The organism is Marinobacter lipolyticus, assembly GCF_018424605.1.
GTDB classification, from domain to species: domain Bacteria; phylum Pseudomonadota; class Gammaproteobacteria; order Pseudomonadales; family Oleiphilaceae; genus Marinobacter; species Marinobacter lipolyticus_B.
Window position 1 is genome coordinate 124,164 of sequence record NZ_QTKT01000007.1, and the last position, 23,720, is coordinate 147,883.

General features: G+C 60.9%; 24 protein-coding genes. 19 read left to right on the top strand and 5 right to left on the bottom strand.

The features are described from left to right. Positions 1-61 precede the first annotated feature (61 nt). From DYI22_RS11350 to fabB, 3 genes are all read left to right on the top strand, one after another. Positions 62-1,249, top strand: a complete 1,188-nt coding sequence (locus DYI22_RS11350) for an NnrS family protein (RefSeq protein WP_213478168.1) — start codon at positions 62-64, stop codon at positions 1,247-1,249. Between the two features lie 177 nt (positions 1,250-1,426). Continuing rightward, positions 1,427-1,948, top strand: coding sequence for a bifunctional 3-hydroxydecanoyl-ACP dehydratase/trans-2-decenoyl-ACP isomerase (gene fabA, locus DYI22_RS11355; protein WP_213478169.1), 522 nt, complete (start codon positions 1,427-1,429; stop codon positions 1,946-1,948). Between the two features lie 11 nt (positions 1,949-1,959). Continuing rightward, complete coding sequence (gene fabB / locus DYI22_RS11360) at positions 1,960-3,177, top strand: beta-ketoacyl-ACP synthase I (protein ID WP_213478170.1); 1,218 nt, start codon at positions 1,960-1,962, stop codon at positions 3,175-3,177. On the opposite strand, the gene DYI22_RS11365 is transcribed toward fabB, so the two are convergent. Then, on the bottom strand, positions 3,178-3,534 hold the full coding sequence (locus tag DYI22_RS11365) for a helix-turn-helix transcriptional regulator (RefSeq protein WP_213478171.1): 357 nt from the start codon (positions 3,532-3,534) through the stop codon (positions 3,178-3,180). Positions 3,535-3,986: 452 nt separating this feature from the next. On the opposite strand from DYI22_RS11365, the gene sufB reads away from it, so the two are divergent. Genes sufB through DYI22_RS11400 form a run of 7 tightly spaced genes read left to right on the top strand, consistent with a single transcriptional unit; the run spans position 3,987 to position 10,222 of the window. After that, a complete protein-coding gene (gene sufB, locus DYI22_RS11370) occupies positions 3,987-5,435 on the top strand; it encodes a Fe-S cluster assembly protein SufB (RefSeq protein ID WP_213478172.1) in 1,449 nt (482 codons plus the stop codon). Positions 5,436-5,483: 48 nt separating this feature from the next. Beyond that, complete coding sequence (sufC, locus tag DYI22_RS11375) at positions 5,484-6,254, top strand: Fe-S cluster assembly ATPase SufC (RefSeq protein WP_213478173.1); 771 nt, start codon at positions 5,484-5,486, stop codon at positions 6,252-6,254. 11 nt (positions 6,255-6,265) lie between these two features. Further along, on the top strand, positions 6,266-7,552 hold the full coding sequence (gene sufD / locus DYI22_RS11380) for a Fe-S cluster assembly protein SufD (RefSeq protein ID WP_213478174.1): 1,287 nt from the start codon (positions 6,266-6,268) through the stop codon (positions 7,550-7,552). 6 nt (positions 7,553-7,558) lie between these two features. Next, positions 7,559-8,812 (top strand): cysteine desulfurase, encoded by a 1,254-nt coding sequence (locus tag DYI22_RS11385; protein ID WP_213478175.1) that lies wholly within the window; start codon positions 7,559-7,561, stop codon positions 8,810-8,812. 13 nt (positions 8,813-8,825) lie between these two features. Then, positions 8,826-9,179: a HesB/IscA family protein gene (locus DYI22_RS11390; RefSeq protein WP_213478176.1), complete on the top strand. Its 354-nt coding sequence runs from the start codon at positions 8,826-8,828 to the stop codon at positions 9,177-9,179. 39 nt (positions 9,180-9,218) lie between these two features. Further along, complete coding sequence (gene sufT / locus DYI22_RS11395; RefSeq protein WP_213478177.1) at positions 9,219-9,761, top strand: putative Fe-S cluster assembly protein SufT; 543 nt, start codon at positions 9,219-9,221, stop codon at positions 9,759-9,761. Beyond that, a complete protein-coding gene (locus DYI22_RS11400) occupies positions 9,761-10,222 on the top strand; it encodes a SufE family protein (protein WP_213478178.1) in 462 nt (153 codons plus the stop codon). Before sufT ends, DYI22_RS11400 begins: the two co-directional genes overlap by 1 nt. Here DYI22_RS11400 and DYI22_RS11405 read toward each other — a convergent pair whose 3' ends face one another. Next, a complete protein-coding gene (locus DYI22_RS11405) occupies positions 10,223-11,458 on the bottom strand; it encodes a flagellar assembly protein T N-terminal domain-containing protein (protein ID WP_228300980.1) in 1,236 nt (411 codons plus the stop codon). It lies immediately after the preceding gene. A gap of 34 nt (positions 11,459-11,492) precedes the next feature. After that, complete coding sequence (locus DYI22_RS11410) at positions 11,493-12,026, bottom strand: LPP20 family lipoprotein (protein ID WP_213478232.1); 534 nt, start codon at positions 12,024-12,026, stop codon at positions 11,493-11,495. Positions 12,027-12,330: 304 nt separating this feature from the next. Between DYI22_RS11410 and traF the strand changes: the two genes are divergently transcribed. The 5 genes from traF (at position 12,331) to trmL (ending at position 17,513) form a co-directional block, all read left to right on the top strand. Further along, positions 12,331-13,599: a conjugal transfer protein TraF gene (gene traF, locus DYI22_RS11415; protein WP_213478179.1), complete on the top strand. Its 1,269-nt coding sequence runs from the start codon at positions 12,331-12,333 to the stop codon at positions 13,597-13,599. A 144-nt stretch (positions 13,600-13,743) separates the two neighbouring features. Next, complete coding sequence (locus tag DYI22_RS11420) at positions 13,744-14,865, top strand: multifunctional CCA tRNA nucleotidyl transferase/2'3'-cyclic phosphodiesterase/2'nucleotidase/phosphatase (RefSeq protein ID WP_213478180.1); 1,122 nt, start codon at positions 13,744-13,746, stop codon at positions 14,863-14,865. A 3-nt stretch (positions 14,866-14,868) separates the two neighbouring features. After that, entirely contained in the window at positions 14,869-15,612 is a 744-nt protein-coding gene (locus tag DYI22_RS11425; protein WP_213478181.1) for a pteridine reductase, read from the top strand. Between the two features lie 253 nt (positions 15,613-15,865). Beyond that, positions 15,866-17,044, top strand: a complete 1,179-nt coding sequence (locus DYI22_RS11430; protein ID WP_213478182.1) for an acetyl-CoA C-acetyltransferase — start codon at positions 15,866-15,868, stop codon at positions 17,042-17,044. A 4-nt stretch (positions 17,045-17,048) separates the two neighbouring features. Beyond that, on the top strand, positions 17,049-17,513 hold the full coding sequence (trmL, locus tag DYI22_RS11435; RefSeq protein ID WP_213478183.1) for a tRNA (uridine(34)/cytosine(34)/5-carboxymethylaminomethyluridine(34)-2'-O)-methyltransferase TrmL: 465 nt from the start codon (positions 17,049-17,051) through the stop codon (positions 17,511-17,513). A gap of 69 nt (positions 17,514-17,582) precedes the next feature. On the opposite strand, the gene secB is transcribed toward trmL, so the two are convergent. Together secB and DYI22_RS11445 are read right to left on the bottom strand one after the other, a co-directional pair. Next, the gene (gene secB / locus DYI22_RS11440) at positions 17,583-18,083 is read right to left on the bottom strand and encodes a protein-export chaperone SecB (protein ID WP_213478184.1); all 501 of its coding nucleotides are present in this window, start codon (positions 18,081-18,083) and stop codon (positions 17,583-17,585) included. Positions 18,084-18,112: 29 nt separating this feature from the next. Next, complete coding sequence (locus tag DYI22_RS11445; protein ID WP_213478185.1) at positions 18,113-18,529, bottom strand: rhodanese-like domain-containing protein; 417 nt, start codon at positions 18,527-18,529, stop codon at positions 18,113-18,115. Between the two features lie 143 nt (positions 18,530-18,672). On the opposite strand from DYI22_RS11445, the gene gpmM reads away from it, so the two are divergent. From gpmM to DYI22_RS11465, 4 genes are all read left to right on the top strand, one after another. Next, positions 18,673-20,220 carry a 2,3-bisphosphoglycerate-independent phosphoglycerate mutase gene (gene gpmM, locus DYI22_RS11450; protein WP_213478186.1) on the top strand — a complete coding sequence of 516 codons (1,548 nt, stop codon included), beginning with the start codon at positions 18,673-18,675 and terminating at the stop codon, positions 20,218-20,220. Continuing rightward, the gene (locus DYI22_RS11455) at positions 20,217-21,362 is read left to right on the top strand and encodes a murein hydrolase activator EnvC family protein (protein ID WP_228300981.1); all 1,146 of its coding nucleotides are present in this window, start codon (positions 20,217-20,219) and stop codon (positions 21,360-21,362) included. Before gpmM ends, DYI22_RS11455 begins: the two co-directional genes overlap by 4 nt. Before the next feature lie 110 nt (positions 21,363-21,472). Further along, on the top strand, positions 21,473-22,873 hold the full coding sequence (locus tag DYI22_RS11460) for a S41 family peptidase (RefSeq protein WP_228300982.1): 1,401 nt from the start codon (positions 21,473-21,475) through the stop codon (positions 22,871-22,873). Between the two features lie 38 nt (positions 22,874-22,911). Next, complete coding sequence (locus tag DYI22_RS11465; RefSeq protein WP_323132904.1) at positions 22,912-23,700, top strand: divergent polysaccharide deacetylase family protein; 789 nt, start codon at positions 22,912-22,914, stop codon at positions 23,698-23,700. Positions 23,701-23,720: the final 20 nt, after the last annotated feature.

Here is a 23,720-nt window from a genome sequence, read left to right on the forward strand (position 1 = left end):
CTTCTCTTAAACATACATTTATTATGATTTTTATTGTCACACCCTCAGTGGAGTTGCAGTCATGCAGGCCATCCCGACCACCGAACCCGTCGCTGCCACCGCGAGTGTCGGCCAGCTTTTCGGCTACCCGTTTCGCATTTTCTTCCTGTCGATGACCTTGCTGGCGCTGCTCGCCATACCGCTCTGGGTGTTACAGGTCAGCGGCGTGGTCACCCTGCCTCTGGCGATGCCGGGGCTGTTCTGGCACCAGCATGAAATGCTGTTCGGGTTTCTCTCGGCTGCCATCGCCGGCTTCCTGCTGACCGCAGTGTGCGTGTGGACGCAGACCGAGCGCACACACGGCCCGCGGCTGGTGCTGCTGTGGTCTGTGTGGCTGGCCGGCCGCCTGCTTCTTGCGCTCGGAGCGGAACTTCCGGAGTGGCTGGTACACGGCGTTAATCTTGCGTTCCTGCCACTGGTAATGATTGATGCGGGCTGGCGCATCTGGCGGGTACGACAGAAACGCCAGCTGATGATATTGGTTATCCTCGGCCTGCTCTGGCTGATGCAGATCGGATTTGTAACGCGGCTCGACCCCACCTACAGCCACGGCGCGCTGATCATGGCCCTGGCGCTGATCAGCGTGATTGGCGGTCGCATTACCCCGGCTTTCACCAGCGGGTGGCTGCGACAGCAGGGGCGCGATGGCGCTGCCGTAAAAACCAATCCGGCCCTGGACATGGCCACTTTGCTCAGCATGGTTCTGTTGCTGGCCGCTCTGGTCACCGGCTGGCAGACGGCCACCGCGATGCTGGCATTGATATCATCAGGGCTGATGCTGGTGCGCCTGGCGCGCTGGAAAGGCTGGCTGGCCCGCAAGGAACCGCTGCTGTGGATTCTGCACCTGTCGATCCTGTGGGTACCGATGGCGCTGTTGCTGTTGGCCGGCTCCGTTCTCGCTGGCTGGCCCACCTCGGCCTGGACCCACGCCGCGGGCACCGGTGCGGTCGGCTGCCTGATTCTGGGGGTGATTGCTCGCGTCTCTCTTGGTCACACGGGACGCCCCCTGGCATTGCCGGGGGGCATGGTGGCCGCGTTTTTCGCCATCCATCTGGCGGCCCTGATCCGGGTGATGACAGCATTTGACGTCCTGCCCTGGCACGCCGGCATCGGCATCAGTACCCTCGTTTGGCTGCTGGCCTATGGCATGTTCCTACTCCGTTATACCCGCATTCTCGCCAGCCCCCGGCCAGACGGCCGCCCTGGCTGACGCTCGACTCCTTTCATTTTTCCGCCCGCTTTCCACCAGCGTTCCGCACCGGAGGCGTTTGACCTCCGGCTGCAGACGCTTCTCCGGAACAGGCAATCATCAACTAATGGTCAATAGCCAACACTGAAATTCCCGCTACAGTATAAGAAACCATTTTGTAACAGGGATAACCGCACAATGCCCCCAGAACAGTACCCGGACCACTTCGATAAAGAAGACCTGATCAAATGTGGTCATGGCCAGTTGTTTCCCGGCGCCATGCGCCTGCCCATCGACGAGATGCTGATGGTGGATCGCATCACCCACGTGGGCACCGATGACGGCCTTTACGGCAAAGGCAGCCTGGTAGCCGAACTGGATATCGATCCGGAGCTGTGGTTCTTCAAGGTGCACTTCGAAGGCGACCCGGTCATGCCCGGCTGCCTGGGGCTCGACGCCATGTGGCAGCTGGTCGGGTTCTACCTGGCCTGGACCGGCGGCGAAGGCAAGGGCCGGGCGCTGGGCGCCGGAGAAGTGAAGTTTTTTGGCCAGGTGCTGCCCACCAACAAAAAGGTGCGCTATTACCTGGACATCAAACGCCTGATCAAGCGCAAACTGACGATGGCCATTGCTGATGGCCGCATGGAAGTGGATGGCAAGGAAATCTACACCGCCAAAGACCTGCGGGTGGGTCTCTTCACCTCCACCGATGATTTTTAGGAGCTAACAAGATGCGTCGCGTTGTCGTTACCGGCATGGGGATTGTCTCCAGCCTTGGCACCAACCAGAAAGAAGTCACCCGGTCGCTGAAAGAGTCCCGCTCGGGCATCGGTTTCAGCGAGGAGGCGAGAGATAACGGCCTTCGCAGCCACGTCTGCGGCCAGATCAACCTGGACCTCAAGGAGCTGATTGATCGCAAACTCTGGCGCTTCATGTGCCCGGCTTCCGGCTACACCTACCTGGCCATGCTCGAGGCCATCGCGCAGGCGGGGCTGACCGATGAACACATCAAGGCCGACACCACCGGCATTATCTTTGGCCAGGGTGGCGCTTCCACCGTCGAGCTGCTCGACTCCATTGATACCCACCGCGACCGGGGCATTCGTCGCGTCGGACCCTATCGCGTACCACGCACCATGGGCAGTGCCATCAACGCATCCATCGCCACCGGCTTCGGCATCCGCGGCATCAACTACGGTATCACCTCCGCCTGCGCCACCAGCGCTCACTCCATTGGCCATGCTGCCGACCTGATCGCCCTCGGCCGTCAGGACGTCATGTTTGCCGGCGGCGGCGAGGATATTCACTGGACCCTGAGCCTGCTGTTCGACGCCATGGGCGCGTTGTCGACCAAGTACAACGACACGCCGGAGCTGGCGTCGCGCACCTACGATGCCGACCGCGATGGCTTTGTCATTTCCGGCGGCGGGGGCGTGCTGGCACTGGAGGCACTGGAGCATGCAGAAGCCAGGGGCGCCAACATTCTCGGCGAGCTCGTCGGCTTCGGCGCCACATCCGATGGCGCCGACATGGTCGCCCCCAGCGGTGAAGGTGCGGTGCGCTGCATGAAGCAGGCGATGAAAAACCTGGACGGCGAGATCAGCTACATCAACACCCACGGCACCAGCACACCGGCCGGGGACGTCACCGAACTGAAAGCCCTGCGGGAAACCTTCGGCGACAGGATTCCGCCCGTGAGCTCCACAAAACCCCTGTGCGGCCATGCCCTGGGCGCCGCCGGCGTGCACGAGGCCATTTACAGTCTGATCATGCAGCGGGAGGGCTTTATCGCCCCGTCGGCCAACATCCAGACTCTGGATAAAGGCGCGGAAGGCTACCCGATTGTGCGCGAGCGCATGGACAACCAGAAGCTGGACCTGGTCATGAGCAACAGCTTCGGCTTTGGCGGCACCAACGCCACGCTGGTGTTCAAGAAGTTCGAAGGCTGATCAGGACAGCCTGACAGAGCGATATTCAGCCGGGGAGGTACCCATCCAGCGCTTGAACGCCCGGCTGAATGCGCTCAGTTCCGAGAATCCGAGCTGCTCGGCAATCTCTACCAGCGGCTTGGTTCTGTCCTGCATGTAGGTAAGTGCCTGCTTGCGGCGCACCTCCTCCAGCAGACGGGCAAACGTTCGCCCCTCACGACGCAGTTTCTTATGCAGCGTATAGCGGCTCATATGCAGCTGGGACGCCACCACCTCAACACCCACCTTGCCCCGGGCAAGTTGGTTACTGATTAGCGAGCTCACCCTCATACTCAATGTCGCCCTCGCCACCTCTGCCTCAAGAGGCTTCGATGCCATGCGTTGTACCTCCTGAACCGGGCTCGTGGCCCAATAAGCCAAAGAAACAGCGTACACATGTTAGCCGAAAACATTCAATACGACCTTTGCGCAGGATCAAATGAACATCGTCTAATTGCAAAGCATAGGCCACGCCGGTTGCATTGAGGTTGCAGCGCCCTTAGTGCCCCATGGGTCGATTAAGGTATAATCACCGCCGCGCACAATTTAATACCTGACTATTTTACTCTGGTATTGTATAATCGCTCGCCAGAAGCATCGGATTCAGCCCGCCTGAACAACCACCGGGCACCAGAAATCCGACATCCAAAAAGCGATTGCAGGGCGTACTCACTGGATGAGCGACCACTGCAACACCCGAACCGATGACATCCGCCCGGCGCATCCGAAGCGACGGAGCCGGCGACACCAAGGGCCTCGGGCCCACGATGAGAGAATACGGAGCGACGATCATGGCGACCACCGATAAAGAGGTGAACGAGCTGATCAAACGGGAATACGAACACGGTTTCGTGACTGAAATCGAATCCGACACGTTCGAACCCGGCCTGAACGAAGACGTAATCGCCCGCCTTTCTGCGATCAAGAAAGAGCCGCAGTGGATGCTGGACTGGCGCCTGAAAGCCTATCGTCGCTGGCTTGAAATGGACGAGCCCGACTGGGCCCACGTTGGCTATCCCAAGGTGGATTACAACTCCATTTCCTACTATTCCGCGCCCAAGCGCAAAGAAGACATGCCCCAGAGCCTCGATGAAGTGGACCCTGAGCTGCTGAAAACCTACGAGAAGCTGGGCATTCCGCTGCACGAGCGCGAAAAGCTGGCGGGCGTGGCCGTTGACGCGGTGTTCGACTCTGTTTCTGTGGCAACCACCTTCAAGGAACCGCTGGCCAAGGCCGGCGTGATTTTCTGCTCCATATCCGAAGCCATCCAGGATTATCCGGAACTGGTGCAGAAATACCTGGGCACCGTGGTGCCCCACGGCGACAACTTCTTCGCCGCCCTGAACTCCGCAGTGTTCTCCGACGGCACCTTTGTGTATGTGCCCAAGGGCGTGCGCTGCCCGATGGAGCTGTCCACCTACTTCCGTATCAACGCCGCCAACACTGGTCAGTTCGAGCGCACTCTGATCATCGCTGAGGACAGCAGCTACGTCAGCTACCTGGAAGGCTGCACCGCGCCGATGCGCGATGAGAATCAGCTACATGCGGCGGTGGTCGAGCTGGTGGCGCTGGACGACGCCCAGATCAAATATTCCACCGTGCAGAACTGGTATCCGGGCGATGAAAACGGCAAGGGTGGCATTTTCAACTTTGTTACCAAACGCGGCGCCTGCATTGGCAAGAATTCCAAGATCTCCTGGACCCAGGTGGAAACCGGTTCCGCGGTCACCTGGAAATACCCGAGCTGCGTGCTGCGGGGCGACAACAGCGTAGGCGAGTTTTATTCCGTGGCGCTGACCAACAATTTCCAGCAGGCTGACACCGGCACCAAGATGGTTCACCTGGGCAAGAATACCTCCAGCACCATCATCTCCAAGGGTATCTCGGCGGGTAAGAGCTCCAACGCCTACCGCGGGCTGGTGAAGTTCGGCCCCGGCGCGGAAGGTGCCCGCAACTTCACCCAGTGCGATTCGCTGCTGATCGGTGATCGCTGCGGCGCCCACACCTTCCCGTACATCGAGAGCAAGAATAAGTCCGCCATCGTCGAGCACGAGGCCACCACCTCCAAGGTCAGCGATGAGCAGATGTTCCTTTGCCGCCAGCGCGGCATCGAGCCGGAACAGGCGGTGTCGATGATCGTGAACGGCTTCTGCAAGGAAGTCTTCAAGGAGCTGCCGATGGAATTTGCCGTGGAAGCCGGCAAGCTGCTGGAAGTCAGCCTCGAAGGCTCCGTTGGTTAAACGCGGACAACCGAATTCATACTGTTTAAAGAAGAGAGAACCCGACAAATGCTCAGCATCAAGAACCTGCACGCCTCCGTCGAGGGCAAAGAAATCCTCAAGGGCATCAACCTGGAGATCAAGGCCGGGGAAGTTCACGCCATCATGGGCCCCAACGGCTCCGGCAAGAGCACCCTGTCCCAGGTACTGGCGGGCAACGAGGCATTTGAGGTAACCGAGGGTGAAGTCACCCTGAACGGCGAGAACCTGCTGGAACTGGAAACCGAAGAGCGCGCCCGCGAAGGCATCTTCCTGGCGTTTCAGTACCCGGTGGAGATCCCCGGCGTCAGCAATCTGCAGTTCCTGCGCACCGCGGTGAATGCCATGCGTCAGCACAAGGGCGAAGGTGAAATGAACGCGGCGGAATTCATGAAGTTGGCGAAAGAGGTGTCCAAGCAGGTGGATCTGGACCCGGCGTTCCTCAAGCGCGGCGTCAACGAAGGCTTCTCCGGCGGCGAGAAGAAGCGTAACGAGATCATGCAGGCACTGCTGCTTCAACCAAAGCTGGCGATTCTGGACGAAACCGACTCCGGCCTCGACATCGACGCCCTGCAGGTGGTGTCCAACGGCGTGAACGCGCTGCGGGCCGAAGATCGCGCCATTTTGATGGTGACCCACTACCAGCGCCTGCTGAACCACATTGTGCCGGACTACGTGCACGTGCTGGCCGGCGGCAAGATCGTCAAATCCGGCGGCCGTGAGCTGGCCCTTGAGCTGGAAGAGCGCGGTTACGGCTGGCTCGGCATCAAAGACGAAGAAGCAGCCAACTCAGCCAACTGAGGGAGAGCGGAATGAAACCAGCACCAACTTTATCCGCCGCGTTCCTTCACCCGGCCGGGCAATTACTGCCTGAGCCGTTGCTGGCGCTGCGTAAACAACGGGGTACGGCGTTGGTGGATATGCCACTGCCCACTCGCAAAACTGAAAACTGGAAATACTCCAGCAAGTACCTGAAGCTCACGGACGACATGGCCATTTCGCTGCCTGCCGACGGCAAGTCCGGCAGCAGCCTCGCGGTACCGGGCTACAGGGTGGTATTTCTCAACGGCGTCATGATGCCGGAAGCCAGTGATTATCCGGACCTCAACGGCATCACCATCGAGCGCTTCGGCGATCTCGACGACGACACCGCCGCTACCCTCGCCGACCGCATGGACAGCACGCTCGACAACAACGCCGTGCAAATGGCCCGCCTGAATTCCGCGCGCTTCGAGGACGGCCTGCTGATCCGCCTGGCACCGGATGCCGTGCTGGACCAGCCGCTGTTCATCGTTCATGAAGTCACCGCCGACGCCAGCGGCTCGGCGTATCCGCGCATCTTTGTAGAGGCCGGGCGCCACAGCCAGATCACCCTGGTGGAGGAATACATCTCCAGCGGCGGCGAATCGGTCATGGTTAACACCGTAACCGAGTTCACCCTGGCCGATGGCGCCAATGTGACCAGCATCCGCCTCAACACCGAGGGCGACAATGTGCAGCACATCGGCGCTACCGGCGTCCGCCAGCAGCGCAGCTCCCGTTTCGAGAGCCATTGTGTCGGCTTTGGCGGGCCGCTGCGTCGGCACGATCTGCAGGTGCGCCTGGAAGGCGAAGGAGCCGAGTGCAAGCTCAATGGCGTGGTGGTCACCCAGGGCAAGCAGCATTACGACAACCACACCACCATCGAACACGTCGCCGCCCACTGCAACAGCGAGGAAACCTACCGCAACATTGCAGCGGATCAGTCCCACGCCGTGTTCAATGGCCGCATCCACATTCATCAGGATGCCCAGAAGTCCAACGCGGACATGAACAACAAGAACCTGCTGCTGTCCAATGGAGCAGAGATCGACACCAAGCCGGAGCTGGAAATTTACGCCGATGACGTCAAGTGTGCCCACGGCGCCACCATCGGCCAGCTCGACGAGGTTTCGTTGTTCTATCTGGTATCCCGTGGTATCGGCCGGCGGGAAGCGAATGTGCTGCTGACCATGGCCTTTATCAATGAACTGGTAGAGCAGATACCGGTGGAACAGGTGCGGGAGACCGCCCATAGCCGGCTGAACCAGTTCTTCGACCAGACCTTCGAGGGGGCGTAAGCGGTTATGACCGATCTGTCCGTGGCAAGAACAGCGCAGCAGTCCGCGTTTGACGTGGACGCCATTCGCCGGGACTTTCCAATCCTGTCGCAGCAGGTCAACGGCAAGCCGCTGGTGTACCTGGATAATGGCGCTTCCGCCCAGAAGCCGGTGGCGGTGCTGAATGCCATGGATCGCTATTACCGGGAAATGCACTCCAATGTGCACCGGGGCGCCCACACCCTGGGCGACCGGGCAACGGCCGCGTTTGAAGGTGCTCGGGAAACCGTCCGTGACTTCCTGAACGCCGGCAGCACCCGGGAGATCATCTGGACCCGCGGTACCACCGAAGCCATTAACCTGGTGGCCAATGGCCTCGCGCCACGGCTGAAAGCCGGCGACGAGATCCTGGTCAGCCACATGGAACACCACGCCAACATCGTGCCCTGGCAGATGATTGCCGAGCGCACCGGCGCAAAAGTGGTGCCCATTCAGGTGACGCCGGAAGGCGAGCTGGATCTGGACTCCTTCAACAGCCTGCTCAACGAGCGCACCCGCATTCTGGCCATCACCCACGTGTCGAACGTGCTGGGCACGGTAAACCCGGTCGCCCCGCTGATTGAACAGGCGAAAGCCCGTGGCGTGCTGACCCTGCTGGATGGTGCCCAGGCGGTGCCCCATTACCGCCCGGATGTGCAGGCGCTGGGCTGTGATTTTTACGTGTTCTCGTCCCACAAACTGTTCGGACCGACCGGCATCGGCGTGCTCTACGGCAAGGCGCAGCTGTTGGAAGAGATGCCGCCGTACCAGGGTGGTGGCGAAATGATCGAGCGGGTGTCGTTCGACCGCACCACCTGGAACACCCTGCCCTACAAGTTCGAAGCGGGCACCCCGGCGATTGCCGAAGCCGTTGGCCTGGGCGCCGCGATTGAGTACCTCGGCCGCCTCAACCGGCCCGCGATGGAAGCGGCAGAAGCCGCCCTGCTGGCTCGTGCCAACGAACTGGTGGCCACCGTCCCGGGCATGGAGGTGATCGGCACCGCGAAACACAAAGTGCCGGTGATGTCCTTTAAAATTGCCGGCCTGCACCCCAGCGATATTGGTACGTTGCTGGATCAGCAGGGCATCGCTATTCGCACCGGCCACCACTGCGCCATGCCGTTAATGGATTTCTACGGAGTTCCCGGTACTGCCCGGGCCTCCTTTGCGTTTTACAATACGCTGGACGAGGTGGACCAGTTGTTCACCGCACTGCAGAAAGTCCAGCGCCTGTTTGCCTGATGGAGGTGGAATAATGACAGCCGAAGTCTTCACCCCGACCGTCGCCGTCACCATGACGCCCAGCGCGGTCAGACACGTGCGCAAACAACTGGACAAGAAGCCGGAGGCCAAAGGTATCCGGCTCGCCATCCGTAAAAGTGGCTGCTCCGGTTTCAAGTATGAAACCCAGTGGGTCGAGGAAGTCGCCACTGACGACAAGGTGTTTCACATTGATGGCGTCGACGTGTTCGTGAAAGAGGAACACCTGCCACTGGTGAACGGGATCGAGATTGATTTCGTCACCGAAGGCGTGAACTCCATGTTCCAGTTCCGTAATCCCAACGCCACCGCCGAGTGCGGATGCGGTGAGAGCTTCACCGTCGCGTAATCCGACGTCACAGATCAAAACAGCGAGGCCAGTACAGGCATGCAAGAACGGGAAGTTGTCCTGACCAAACGCGAGGTGGAAGCCCGCCTTGTCCCCGCCGGAACCGAGATCATGATTCCGTCGGACACCTTTGTGACCATCACACAGTCACTGGGCGGCACCTTCACCGTGGCGGTCAACGGCAACCTTGCCCGCATCGAGGGCCACGACGCCGATGCGCTCGGCAAACAACCGCTGGAAAGCAGCTTCGACACGCCGGAAGACGGTACCGTCAACGAGAATCAGGTGTGGGAATCCATGCGCAACTGCTACGACCCGGAGATCCCGGTCAACGTGGTGGACCTGGGCCTTATCTACGAGTGCAAGATCGAGAATGGCACGGACGACGGCAATCATGTCTACGTAAAAATGACGCTTACCGCCGCTGGCTGTGGTATGGGACCGGTGATCACCGAAGACGTCAGGCGCAAGCTTGAACATGTGCCCAATGTCGATAAGGTCACCGTAGACCTGACCTTCGATCCGCCGTGGAGCAACGACATGCTCACCGACGAAGCCAAGCTTGAACTGGGAATGCTGTAATGACTGCCAGCGAACAGACTTTTCTAGACAACCCGCTGGGGAAAGACACCACCCTGGAAGACGTTCTCGACGGCTTCGAGTTTCTCGATGACTGGGAAGAGCGTTATGCGTTTATCATCGACCTGGGCAAACAGCTGCCCTCATTTCCCGACGATGCCCGCATTGAAGAGAACTACGTGCACGGATGCCAGAGCCAGGTCTGGCTGATTCACCACTACGACGAGGACAGCGGCAAGCTGTTCCTGCTGATCGATTCAGACGCGATGATTGTGCGCGGGCTGGCCGCCATCATCCTGGTGGCCCTGAACGGCAAGACCCCGCGGGACCTGCTGGCCACCGACATCGACGAACTGTTCGAGAAACTGGATCTGTTCCGCCATATCTCCCCGACCCGGGGCAACGGCCTGCGGGCCATGGTGGGCAAGATCCGTGATACCGCTGCCCGGGTGGCCGCCGCCTGATTACCAGATGATGGCCACATCATCCCGCTGAATATTGATCTCGCCGCCCGACAGCGGCATCTCGCCATTGCTGAAATCCGGATGCACATTGCGCAGGGTCACGCGGGTCTGGCTGTCTGACAGCTCGGGCGTGCCGCCCAGGGAATCGAAAAACTGCTGGCTGCGATACAGGTTCAGTTCGTCTCCGGGGCGCAGACCGGCGGTTGCACCGGACGCGAGCGTGACGCGATTGCCATCCACGCGAGTGACGCGGGTGATAAACGGCTGACACGCCAGCGCTTCCTGAACCGCAGAACTCATTTCCGCCATCACCTCGCCCACGGCCTGACCATAGGCCGTTTCCTGAAAGCCGGCGGAAGCAAAACCGGACGACGCGCCCGGACCGGCGTTCCATTGCGCTTCGGTGGCAAACCGCTTCTGGTAGACCGGTGCGCCGCTGAAGCCGTCGAAGACCGTCATGTCCGCCACAAAGCGCCGATTCTGGTTGGCCATGCCAATACCACGCTGCATCCGGTCCAGCACCGACGTACCCCAGGCCGAGGGATCGGAAACCCCGAGGTCACGAATAACGCCGGCAACCACGAACTGGACATCCATCTCCCTCGCAACCTGCATCACATTGGTCAGACTATTATCAAAATTCTGCTGCGTCGGTGCGTTCAGAAGATCCTGAAACAGCCGCGAAGTGGTGGCACCAAACACTTGCAAGCGGCCGGTCTCCCGCAGGTCCGACTGCAGCTGCTGCGGCAAGATTTCGCCGGCATCGTCGATGCGACCCACGCGCGCCTGATCCGGATACAGAATTGGGAAACCGGTCACCGCCACCCGTTTCTTCAGATCCGCCGCACGGCCGACACCACAGCTCGGGCCCTCTGACACGTCGGCGCGAACGGTGACCCGCAGCAGGTCACCGCGCCGGTATTCATCAACAATGCGGGCATCCCGCGCCCGGGCCGATGAAGCCACCTCCAGCCGGGACTCGGTCAGCACACCGTTCTCCATGGTGTCGTGGCTTTGGATGTTCGCTTGGTATTGAAGCGCCACATCCCTCAGGGCTGCCTCGCGCGCTTTTTCACGGGCCGCCTCCAGATCGCCGTTGTAGATGGTGGCGTGTCCGATGCCTTCCAGCACCACGGCCTGTGCCGCCGGAGTCGCCACCACGGCGACCAGCAGGATCAGGATAAGCGCCAGAAACGGCAGAAAACGCACACTGGTCATGGGCTGTCGGTCACTCATTCAGACATTCGTTCGGTCAAGGTTCATTCAGGCTTCAATCAAGATAGTAAAGGGAATCAACGTTGCGGCTCTGAACATCGCCCACGCTGTCGTTGCCCGGCGGCATGGGAATCGGGCACAGATCCCGCACCTTTTCATCGGACACTTTTGCCGCACAGGCCAGAAAGCGGGGGGCCAGTTTCAGTTCCATCACGGTCTCGAACACGCCATCGCTGTGTTCTTCGACCGCAATTGTCTCGGCACCACGAATATAACTGTCCACATAGGTCCGGAACATATCATTGCGGAGCACGAAATCGTTCACCGTGGAGCTGCCGAAAATCACCGTGCCATACACCCGTTCGGCGAGGTTGCGATAGGCATCGAGCTGTGAGGCACGCCGTGCCAGCAGACGTTTACGGGTGTCCACCGAATCTGCTGCAGCATTTTCGTAGGTTCCGAAGCCACTCACTCGCACCGTGATCGGCTCCGGATGCCGCTCGAGCTCGTCGTCCTGATGAATCGACACCGGCGCACAGGCGGCTACCGCCAAGGCAAGCACAGGCATCATCATCCAGCGCAAGGTCATGAGCACTCTTTGCATAAAATCGTGTTCCTGCCGCATACAATCGTGGTCCCGGGATTCCGGGGTCATGGTTTCTCTGAGGAGTTCCTATGAAAAAATCACGCCATGTTTTCTAACCCTTTGATTAGCTGAAACTCAGCCTGCTCACCGGCAATTCTCCCTCGCCCGGGCGGCAAAAAACCACCGCTATTTACATCAGGAAAACAAACCGTTACCGCTTCACTCATGAGAAACCATTGGAACTTCTCTAACCTGACAGGCGTGTAATAAATGACGTGCTGAACCAACACAAAAAACAGGAAACCCTATGTCCGGAAATCGCCTGACCAAGCTGTCGCTCGCCATTGGTCTGTCTGTTACCACCACCGCCGCTCTTGCCAGTCCACAGGCGTTTATGTCCTCCCGCTCATTTGCCATGGGCGGAACCGGCGTGGCCGTTGCGCACCCCGCAGCGGCCGGCATGTCCAACCCCGCCATGCTGGCGGCTGATCACCACCAGTGGTCCGATGATTTCGGCCTGATCCTTCCGTCGGTGAACGCTCGCATGGCAGACGAAGAGGAAACCATCGATCAGATCGATGATATCCAGGACACCATCGACCGCTTTGAGGACCTGGACCGCGGCTCCAACCCGGCTGAGGCCCAGAACGCCGCCGGAGAGCTGCGCCGGCAGCTCAACGAGTTTGACCGCGACACCGTGCGTACCGACGTTGGCCTGGGCCTGGCTGTCGCCATTCCCACCGACTCCTACTCGGTTGGCTTTTTCACCAGCGCCAATTTGCAGGCGACCGTGCGCGGGGAATTCGATGAAGACGACGACGCCTTCCTGGCGGCCCTTGAGAACGCCGATGCCGCCACACTTGAGGCCGCCGACCTTGACCGTGACCTGCAATCCCGTGGGCGGGTGCTGGCGTCCGCTGTGGTGGAAGCCGGGGTGAGCTTTGCCCGCTCGCTGGAACTGGACAATGGCAACTCACTCCAGCTGGGCGTGTCGCCCAAATACGTCCAGCTGCGCACGTTTCAGTACACTGAAACCGTCGCCGGCTTCGAGGACGACGACTTCGACGAAGACGACAACGAAACCACCAAGAGCGGTTTCAACGTGGATTTTGGCGCCGCCTATGCCTTTGGTGAAGAGCAGCGGTGGAACGCCGGCGTGGTGGTCCGAAACCTGATTCCCATGGAGCTGGACTCCGCCGCCAGCGACGACCCGCGCAAGATGGAAGAGGAGTACACCCTGGAGCTGAACCCGATGGTCACCGCCGGCATCGCTCACAAAGGCCAGTTCCATGTGCTGACCGCTGAAGTCGATCTGACGAAGAAAGAAGGGTTCGGGTACGCCGACGACACCCAGTGGCTGGCCGTGGGCGCCGAGTTTGACGCGTTCCGCTACGCCCAGCTGCGCGCAGGTGTGCGCCAGAACCTGGCGAGCAACGACGACAACGACGGCATCGAGGAAAAAACCCAGTTCACCGCCGGTATCGGCCTGTCGCCCTTCGGTGCCCGCCTGGACATCGGCGCACTGATCAGCGATGCCGACGTGGGTGCCGCCATCGAGCTCGGCGCCGCGTTCTGACGCCCTGCCCGGCGTTGCCGGGCAAACTGGCAGCCTACAAAGCCCGGTTCGCAGGAACCGGGCTTTTTTTGCACCGGTTTGCCTCTACCGCCGCCAGCGCCGATAATCCCGGAACATTTCCGGCATTGGAGCATTCCCGGGCATATGGAAACCTTTCTGGTGGGCGGCGCAGTACGCGATGAACTTCTTGGTCTTTCCGTCAAAGACCGGGACTGGGTCGTTGTGGGGGCCACTCCAGACGAGATGCTCCGGCGCGGCTTCAAGCAGGTGGGGGCGGATTTTCCGGTCTTCCTGCACCCGCAAACCCGGGAAGAATACGCCCTCGCCCGCACCGAACGGAAAGCCGGCCGCGGCTACCATGGCTTCACGGTGTACAGCGCACCGGATGTCACCCTGGAGGACGACCTGCGCCGCCGGGACCTGACCATCAACGCCATGGCGCGTTCCGAATCCGGGGAGCTTGTCGATCCTTTCCACGGACAGGCCGACCTCCAGGCCCGCCAGTTGCGTCACGTGTCCGAGGCCTTTGCCGAAGACCCGCTGCGCATCCTGCGCACCGCCCGCTTTGCCGCCCGCCTCGCCCCGATGGGCTTTCGCGTGGCCGACGACACCATGGACCTGATGAGGCAGATGGTCGCCGACGATGAGGTCGACCACCTCGTCGCCGAGCGGGTGTGGCAGGAAATCCAGCGCGCCCTCCATGAAAACGAGCCCGGCACCTTCTTCCAGGTACTGTTCGACTGCGGCGCCCTTGCCGTTCTCATCCCCGAGCTCGCCGATCGCGAGACGTTTAACCGTTCCCTCGCCGCCCTTCGCTGTGCGGGCGAACAGAGCGAAGACACCGACGTACGCTTTGCCGCGTTACTGTCGCCACTGCAACAGGCGCAGGCCAGCGCCCGCGCCAAAGCTCTGAAAGCGCCCAACGAATGCCAGGATCTTGTGCGCCTGACCAACTTGCTGAGCAATCGGATTAGCCACCAGAGCGCAATCGGTACCGACGAGGAAGCCCTGCTCGGCGCCCTTGACGACACCGATGCCTGGCGACGCCCAGAGCGGTTCCAGCGCCTGCTGAAGGCTCTGTTCTGCGCCCTGCCAGAAGAGTGTCACGACGCCGTCTGTCGGCTCAGAGACGCCGAACAGGCCGCCACCGGCGTGGAAGCCAAAGCGTTGATGGCGCAGGGTTACAAAGGCAAAGCGCTGGGCGAAGCAATCCGGCAGGAGCGCCGGCAACGTATAGCCAGACTCATTCAACAGCAGCAGGCCTGAGCCATGAGCAGATCCCCCGTCGCCCTGATAACCGGCGCCGCCCACCGCCTGGGCGCCCGCACCGCAGAGGTGATGCATGCCCGCGGGTGGAACGTGGTAATCCATTACCGCTCCCGCGGTGAGCAGGCGCAAACCCTGGCGGACCGGCTTAACGGCGAACGCCCGGGCTCTGCAACGACAGTGCAGGCGGATCTGAGCAAACCCGAGCAAGTGACCGCCCTGGCCGGCGCGGCGATCTCCGCCTGGGGCCGGCTGGATGGCCTGGTCAACAACGCCTCAGTGTTCTACCCCAACCCCACCGAGGCCGCGACCTTGGACGACTGGCACACCATCATGAGCGCCAACCTGCAGGCGCCCTTCTTTCTTGGCCAGGCCTGCCTGACGGCGCTGCGTGAGACCGGGGGGGCCATTATCAACCTCATCGACATTTACAGCGAGAAGCCCCTGGCCGACCACCCGCTGTATTGCAGCAGCAAGGCCGGCCTCGCGGCCCTGACCCGCTCCTGGGCGAAAGACCTGGCGCCGGCGATTCGCGTCAACGGTGTTTCCCCCGGCGCCATTCTCTGGCCGGAAGGCGAAGGCGAGGTGGATGAGGAACACCAGCAGGCCATCCTGTCCAAAACCCCCTTGGCCAGAACCGGAAACCCCGACGACATCGCGGCCACCATTGCTTTCCTGATCTGCGATGCGCCCTTTATCACTGGCCAGATTATTGCCGTCGACGGTGGCCGTAGTTTGAACATGTAGTGCTTGGCCGCCCGGGCGAAGTTGGGCGGATTGGCCCAAAACACGCTGTGAATACCTCCCTGTACGCTCGGCTCCGCCATCCATGGCTCCGCACGGTTTTGGGCCAATCCCCCCAACCCCGCCCTGATTTGGAAGGCATCCTCTACCACTTTCATCGCTTTGGTCGCTTTCCTCCTTTCCGATACAATGTCGGTAATGACTTCCCTGCAGGCGCGGAGCATTGTCACCGCGCCTCCCGAACCGGAGAAAAATTATGCGTGATGTCGTCATTGTTGCCGCCAAACGGACTGCCGTGGGCAGTTTCGGCGGAGGCCTGTCGAGCCTGCGTGCCGACCAGCTCGGCTCAGCCGTTATCAAGGCCCTGTTGGATGAGACCGGTATACCCGCCGAGCAAATCAACGAAGTGGTACTGGGGCAGGTGCTGACCGCGGGTGTCGGCCAGAACCCCGCCCGTCAGGCGTCGATCAACGCCGGCGTACCCGCGTCTGTGCCGGCCATGACCATCAACAAGGTGTGCGGCTCCGGCCTGAAAGCTGTTCACATGGCGGTGCAGGCAATTCGTACCGGCGATGCCGAACTGATGATTGCCGGCGGCCAGGAGAGTATGAGCCAGGCACCACACGTGCTGCCGAATAGTCGCAACGGTCAGCGCATGGGTGACTGGAGCATGGTCGACACCATGATCAAAGACGGACTGTGGGATGCCTTCAACGACTACCATATGGGCATCACCGCCGAGAACATTGTCGAGAAATACGGCATCAGCCGGGACGAGCAGGACGAGTTTGCCGCCGCCTCCCAGCAGAAAGCCGTGGCGGCCCGTAACGCCGGTTATTTCGACAGCCAGATCGTGCCGATCAGCATCCCCCAGCGCAAAGGCGACCCGCTGGTTATCGACAAGGACGAGAATCCCCGTGACGGGGTGACCGCTGATGGCCTTGGCAAGCTGCGACCGGCCTTCAAGAAAGATGGCACGGTGACCGCCGGCAACGCATCTTCACTGAACGATGGCGCCGCGGCGGTCATCGTCTGCAGTGCCGAAAAGGCACAGGAGCTGGGCCTGACGCCGCTGGCGACCATCAAAGCCCACGCCAATGCCGGCGTGGATCCGACCATCATGGGCACCGGCCCGATCCCGGCGAGTCAGCGCTGCCTCAAGCTTGCGGGCTGGAGCGTGGACGACCTGGATCTCATGGAGGCCAACGAAGCCTTTGCGGCACAGGCCATCTCGGTGAACCGGGATCTCGGCTGGGATACCAGCAAGGTCAATGTGAACGGCGGCGCCATCGCCATCGGCCACCCCATCGGCGCGTCCGGCTGCCGCATACTGGTCACCCTGCTGCATGAGATGCAGCGACGTGACGCGAAAAAAGGACTGGCCACGCTGTGCATCGGCGGCGGTATGGGCGTAGCCCTCGCCGTCGAGCGCTGAGCCCATGCTGCATGTGGTGCTGTACGAGCCGGAGATACCGCCGAATACCGGCAACATCATCCGTCTCTGTGCCAACACCGGCTGTCAGCTGCATCTGATTGAGCCTCTGGGGTTTACCCTGGAGGACAAGCAGATGCGTCGGGCGGGGCTGGACTACAGCGAATACGCCACGGTGAAAGTGCACCGGAATTACCCGGCGTTTCTGGACAGTGAGCGCCCTGCACGGCTGTTCGGCCTGACCACCAAGGGCAGCAACCCGTATCACCAGGCCAGGTTCCGGGACGGGGATTACCTGATGTTCGGCCCGGAAACCCGGGGGCTGCCGGCAGATATTCGCGAATCGCTGCCCGCGGAACAGCGCCTGAGAGTGCCCATGCGACCGCAAAGCCGCAGCCTCAATCTGTCCAACACCGCCGCCCTGGTGGTCTACGAAGCCTGGCGCCAGATGGAGTTCGAAGGCGCCGTCTGAGCCGCAGTCGCCAGGCATAAAAAAACCGGCATTCGCCGGTTTTTTAGTTCGCAGCTAACTGAGGCGGTCTCAGTGCGTCTGCTCTTCTTTCGCGTCACCCGCGCCTTCTTCCTGCTTGCGCTTGAGCGCCTGGGCATAGATGGCGTCGAAGTTCACCGGCGCCAGCATCAGGGCCGGGAAGCTGCCTTTGTTCACCACGCCGTCGATGGCTTCGCGGGCATAGGGAAACAGAATGGTCGGGCAGTAGGCGCCGAGCATCTGGCCCAACTGCGGCCCTTCAATGCCCTGCAGCAGGAATACACCGGCCTGCTGAATCTCGACAATGTAGGCCACCTTCTCACCCATCTTGGCGGTCACCGTCAGGGAAAGCACCACTTCGTACTGGTTGTCGCTGACCTTGTTGTGAGAGGTGTTCAGGTCCAGATTCACCTGCGGCTTCCACTGCTCCTGGAACACCACCGGGGAGTTCGGTGATTCGAAGGACAGATCCTTCACGTAGATACGCTGCAGCGCGAATTGCGGCTGGTTCTGGTTTTCGCTGCCCGCGGCGCCTTGCTGGTTCTCAGCCATGTTCAATCCTTTTCGTATTATTCAGTGTTTTACTTCTTGGTCAGGGGAAGGTTACTGCTTTTCCAGTCTGCAATGCCACCATTGAGACGGACCACGTTCTCATATCCTTCCGCTTTCAGCTGTTTGACCGCCATGGCCGAGTGCTGGCCCATCTTGTCGGCCACAATGATCTGCTTACCCTTGTACTTTTTCAGCTCGTTGGCGCGGCTCTTAATGGCGTTCAGCGGGATATTCACCGAGCCGGTAATACGGCCCTCGCCGAAATCCTTGCGGTCACGGATATCCACCACTACGGCTTCATCCCGGTTGATCAGGCTTACCGCACCCTGCGCTGAAATTTTCTGCCCGCCACGGCGGGACTCCAGCACCAGAATCGCCAGCAGAAACGCTACAAACAGCGACACCAGAATGTAGTGGTTGACGGCAAATTCAATAAACCTGTCCATGAAAACACCCAGTTAATTAGTTTGGCGGGATTATACACACCCTGTTGCGGTGACAGAAGGCAGACCTACGTGGCCTGACGGAATGAAAACGGTTAGAATCTGCACGTCTCTTTTCAAACTTCAAAACCATACCGGATCAAGTGATGACTGCGACGCGTAAGCCGACTGCACTGATAATTCTGGACGGCTGGGGCCACCGTGACCCGGCTGACGACAATGCCATCAGCAACGCCAATACCCCGTTCTGGGACCAGCTCTGGCAGCACCAGCCGAAAACCCTGATCAACACCTCCGGTATGTTCGTGGGCCTGCCCCAGGGCCAGATGGGCAACTCCGAAGTGGGTCACATGAACCTCGGCGCCGGCCGTGTGGTTTACCAGAGCCTGACGCGCATCGACAAGGATCTGGAAGACGGCACCTTTGCAGAGAATCCTGTACTGTGCACCGCCATCGACAAGGCCGTGGGCAGCGGCCGGGCGGTTCACCTGATGGGCCTGCTGTCGCCGGGCGGCGTACACAGCCATGAAGAACACATTCTGGCTGCTGCGGAAATGGCTGCGGCCCGCGGGGCAAAAGAAGTCTACATTCACGCCTTCCTGGATGGCCGCGACATGCCGCCGCGCAGCGCCAGGCCATCGCTGGAAAAGGCCGCCGCCAAGCTGAAGAGCCTGGGCGTCGGGCGTGTCGCCTCCATCGTCGGCCGCTATTACGCCATGGACCGCGACAACCGCTGGGACCGGGTCGAAGCCGCCTACAACCTGATGACCCTGGGCGAGGCCGAGTTCACCGCGGCGGACCCGGTCTCCGCCCTGGAGCAGGCCTACGAGCGCGGCGAGAACGACGAGTTCGTCAAGCCCACCCGAATTCACAGCGCCGGCGAAGCGGAAGGCACCATCAACGACGGCGACGCCGTCCTGTTCATGAATTTCCGCGCCGACCGTGCCCGCGAGATGACCCGCACCTTTGTGGAGCGGAACTTCGAGGGTTTCGATCGCCGCAAGCACCCGGAGCTGGCGGATTTTGTCATGCTCACCGAGTACGCCGCCGACATCAAAACCTCCTGCGCCTACCCGCCGGAGCAGCTGGTGAACGGCCTGGGGGAATATGTCTCGAGCCTGGGCAAAACCCAGCTGCGGATTTCCGAAACTGAGAAATACGCCCACGTTACCTTCTTCTTCAACGGCGGGCTGGAAACGCCCTTCGAAGGGGAGGACCGCATTCTGGTGCCGTCACCCAAAGTCGCCACCTACGACCTGCAGCCGGAGATGAGCGCACCGGAGGTCACTGACAAACTGGTCGAAGCGATCAAGAGCGGCAAGTACGACCTGGTGATCTGTAACTACGCCAATGGCGACATGGTCGGCCACACCGGCAAGCTCGACGCTGCCATCAAGGCCGCCGAGTGTCTGGATCACTGCGTCAAACGCATCGTCGAAGCACTCGACGAAGTCGGTGGCGAGGCACTGATTACCGCCGACCACGGTAACTGCGAACAGATGACCGATCCGAACTCCGGCCAGGTCCATACCGCCCATACCATTGGCCCGGTGCCTCTGGTTTACACCGGCCCCCGCCATGTTCACCTGAAAGACGACGGCAGCCTGAGCGATGTGGCTCCGACCCTGCTCAACCTGATGGGGCTTGACCAGCCAGCGGAAATGACCGGGCACAGCCTGGTAGATATCGATTGACTGAGCGGTGCCTGCCCCGTTGGCTGCTGACAGCGGCACTGCTTTGCGGTGCCCTGCCGGCACTGGCCGAGGAAGAAGTGACGCCGGCTCAGATCAAGGCGCTGAAGGAACAGATCGCCGATATTGATGAGTGGCTGGCAGACGCCGAAGACGATCGCTCGTCCCTGGAACAACAGCTGGCCGATATCGAACGGGATATCGGCCGGCTGACCCGGGAACGGCGAGACCTTCGCCGCCAGGCAGAAGAACAGCTGCAACGCCTGAAGACGCTGGAGAAGCAGGAAACCACCCTTACCCGCACCCTTGAAAGCCAGCGCGAAAGCCTGAAAAAGCAGATCCGCGCCGCCTGGATGGAGGGGGACGCCCCTGCGGTGAAAGTCCTGCTCAACGAGATTGATCCGGACAAAATCGCCCGCACCATGACCTACTACGAGTATCTGAGCCGCGACACCGTGCGGCGGCTCGAGGTGTTCAATGAGAATCTCCGCCAGTTGCGCGCCACCCGCCAGGATGTTCAGGCCACCCGGGTTCGCCTGAGCAAGCTGGAGCAGGACGTCGAGCAACGCCAGCAACAGCTGGGCGCGAACAAATCGAAGCGGGAAGAAACCCTGGCAGCACTGAATGCCCAGATCAGCAATCGCCGGGGGGAACGGCAGGAACTGGTCTCTGACCGCGAGCGCCTGGAAAAGCTGTTGCGGGAAGTGGAGGAAGCCATTGCCAGCATTCCCGCTCCCAACGAGTCAAAACCGTTCAGGTCACTGCGGCAAAAACTGCCATGGCCAGCCCGGGGCCGCGTGTTCAGTGACTTTGGAACCCCCTACGCCGAAGGCAAACTGCGCCGCAACGGGCTGCTGATGAACACCGCCGAAGGGGCGGACATCCGCGCCGTGCATTACGGCCGGGTGGTGTTTGCCAACTGGCTGCGGGGCTTTGGACTGATCACCATTGTGGATCATGGCGACGGCTACATGACCCTGTACGGCCACAGCAGCAGCCTGTTCACCAGCCCCGGTGACTGGGTAGACGCAGGCCAGCCCATTGCCGCCGCAGGCCGAACCGGTGGCACCAACGATCCGGCGCTGTATTTCGAAATCCGACACAACGGCAAGCCGGTCAATCCGCGCTCGTGGCTGGCCAGGTGAGCCCGGTCTCGTCCGGCACGGCCAAGGGCTGACAAACCCCGACAGTACCGCCATACTGTCCGAACGGGCAGAAAACTGTTCAACCATCGGAATAAACACAGGATAAGTGAATGAGACGGGCCAGAAGTACACAACACGCCGCAACCATCCGCGCACTGACTCTGATTACCTGCTTTATTGCACTTCCGGGCCTTGTCCAGGGTCAGGAAGCCGATGACCGGACAGAAGAACTGCTGCAGGGCGTGCAGAATGGCGAGCGGGTGCAGATCCAGCTGCCCGATCCGGAAGAACAGCTTCCGCTGGAGGACCTGCGCAAGTTCACGGAAGTGTTCGCCCGCATCAAGGATGCCTACGTTGAGGAAGTGGACGACCGGACATTGCTGGAGAGCGCCATCAAGGGCATGTTGTCCGAACTTGACCCGCACTCAACCTACCTGGCTCCGAAAGATTACGAACAGCTCGAAGAAAGTACCTCCGGTGAATTTGGCGGCCTGGGCATCGAAGTCGGTATGGAAGACGGGTTCGTCAAAGTGATTGCGCCGATCGACGACACCCCCGCACAGAAAGCCGGCGTTCAGGCCGGCGACCTGATCATCAAGCTCGGCGACAAGCCGGTCAAGGGTATGTCCCTTGAGGAAGCCGTCAAACTCATGCGGGGCAAACCCGGCACGGTGCTGAGCCTGACCATCATGCGCGAGGGCGAAAGCGCGCCCATCGTCATCGATGTGGAGCGAGCCATCATCAAGGTTACCAGCATCAAGTCCCGGCTGATTGATAACGGTTATGGCTATGTGCGCATCACCCAGTTCCAGGCAGACACCGGCACCCAGTTTGTCGATGCGCTGACCGCCCTGGAGGAAGACTATGGCAAGGACCTCGACGGTCTGGTGATCGACCTGCGCAACAACCCGGGCGGCATTCTGCAGGCCGCGGTAGAAGCGGCTGATGCCCTGCTCGACGAAGGCCTGATTGTCTATACCGAAGGTCGTATCCAGAGCTCCCGCCTGCGCTTCAACGCCAAGGCCGGCGACCTGATGGAAGGCACCCCGATTGTGGTGTTGATCAACGGCGGCTCGGCCTCGGCGTCGGAAATTCTGGCCGGTGCGCTGCAGGATCATCAGCGCGCGGTGGTGATGGGCACCCAGTCCTTCGGCAAGGGCAGCGTACAGACCGTTATTCCTCTGGACGAGACCCATGCCATCAAGATGACGACCGCCCGCTATTACACGCCAGATGGCCGTTCCATCCAGGCCAAGGGCATCAAGCCTGACATCGAAGTCAAACCCGCCGAACTCCAGGAACTCGATGGCCAGCCCTTCTTCACCGAAGCGGATCTCAGTGGCCACCTGGAAGGCCAGGGCGAAGGCGAAGAGACCACGGCCGAGGAACAGCAGAACGCCTCGGCTGCCGAACGGGATTACCAGCTGCGTTCAGCACTGAACCTGCTCAAGGGACTGCGGATCCTGGACAGACGCGAGAACGGATCGGATCAGGCCAGCAGCACGGATTAATGCCCTTGAACAAGCTCCTTACCCTGGTTGCCACCGCAGTGCTGGCAACCTCCGTCAGTGCGCAAACGCCCGTCGAGCAGAACGACGGGCAGATGCCACCCACCATTGCCATCATCATCGATGACATGGGGCACAACCTGCACGAGGGCACACGGCTGGTGAACCTGGAACAGCCGATCACCCTCGCCTTTCTGCCCTATCGCCGACATACCGAGACGCTGGCAAAGCTTGCCCACCAGCGGCACAAGGAAATCATGTTGCACGCCCCCATGGCCAACACCCGCAATTTCGGGCTGGGCCCGGGCGGGCTAACGCCCGACATGGACGCGCAAAGCCTGAAAACCACGCTGCGCCGGGCGCTGCAGTCGATTCCCCACGTCAAGGGCGTGAACAACCACATGGGCAGCCTGCTTACCCAACAGCTGGCGCCCATGGACTGGGTTATGTCCGAGCTGGACCGCTACCCGGTCTATTTCGTCGACAGCCGCACCATTGCCTCCTCCATCGCCGGTGAGGTTGCCGACGCCTACCGCATCCCCACCCTCACCCGGGACGTGTTTCTGGACCATGAACAGACCGAGGAATACGTGGACAGGCAGTTCAGACTGCTGATCAAGCGGGCGAAGGAGAACGGAAGCGCCGTTGGCATCGGCCACCCACACACGGTGACCGTGGACTATCTGGAGAAGCATCTGCCGCTGCTGGATGAGCAGGGAATTGCGGTGGCCACCGTAAGCGGCCTGTGGGCGATGAGGAACAACAACCGCCCGATGTTTGCGGAAGGCGAAAAGCAGACCATTCGGCCCGCTTACGCTAAAAGTGAGTAATGTTTCGATGCCTGGTCTTG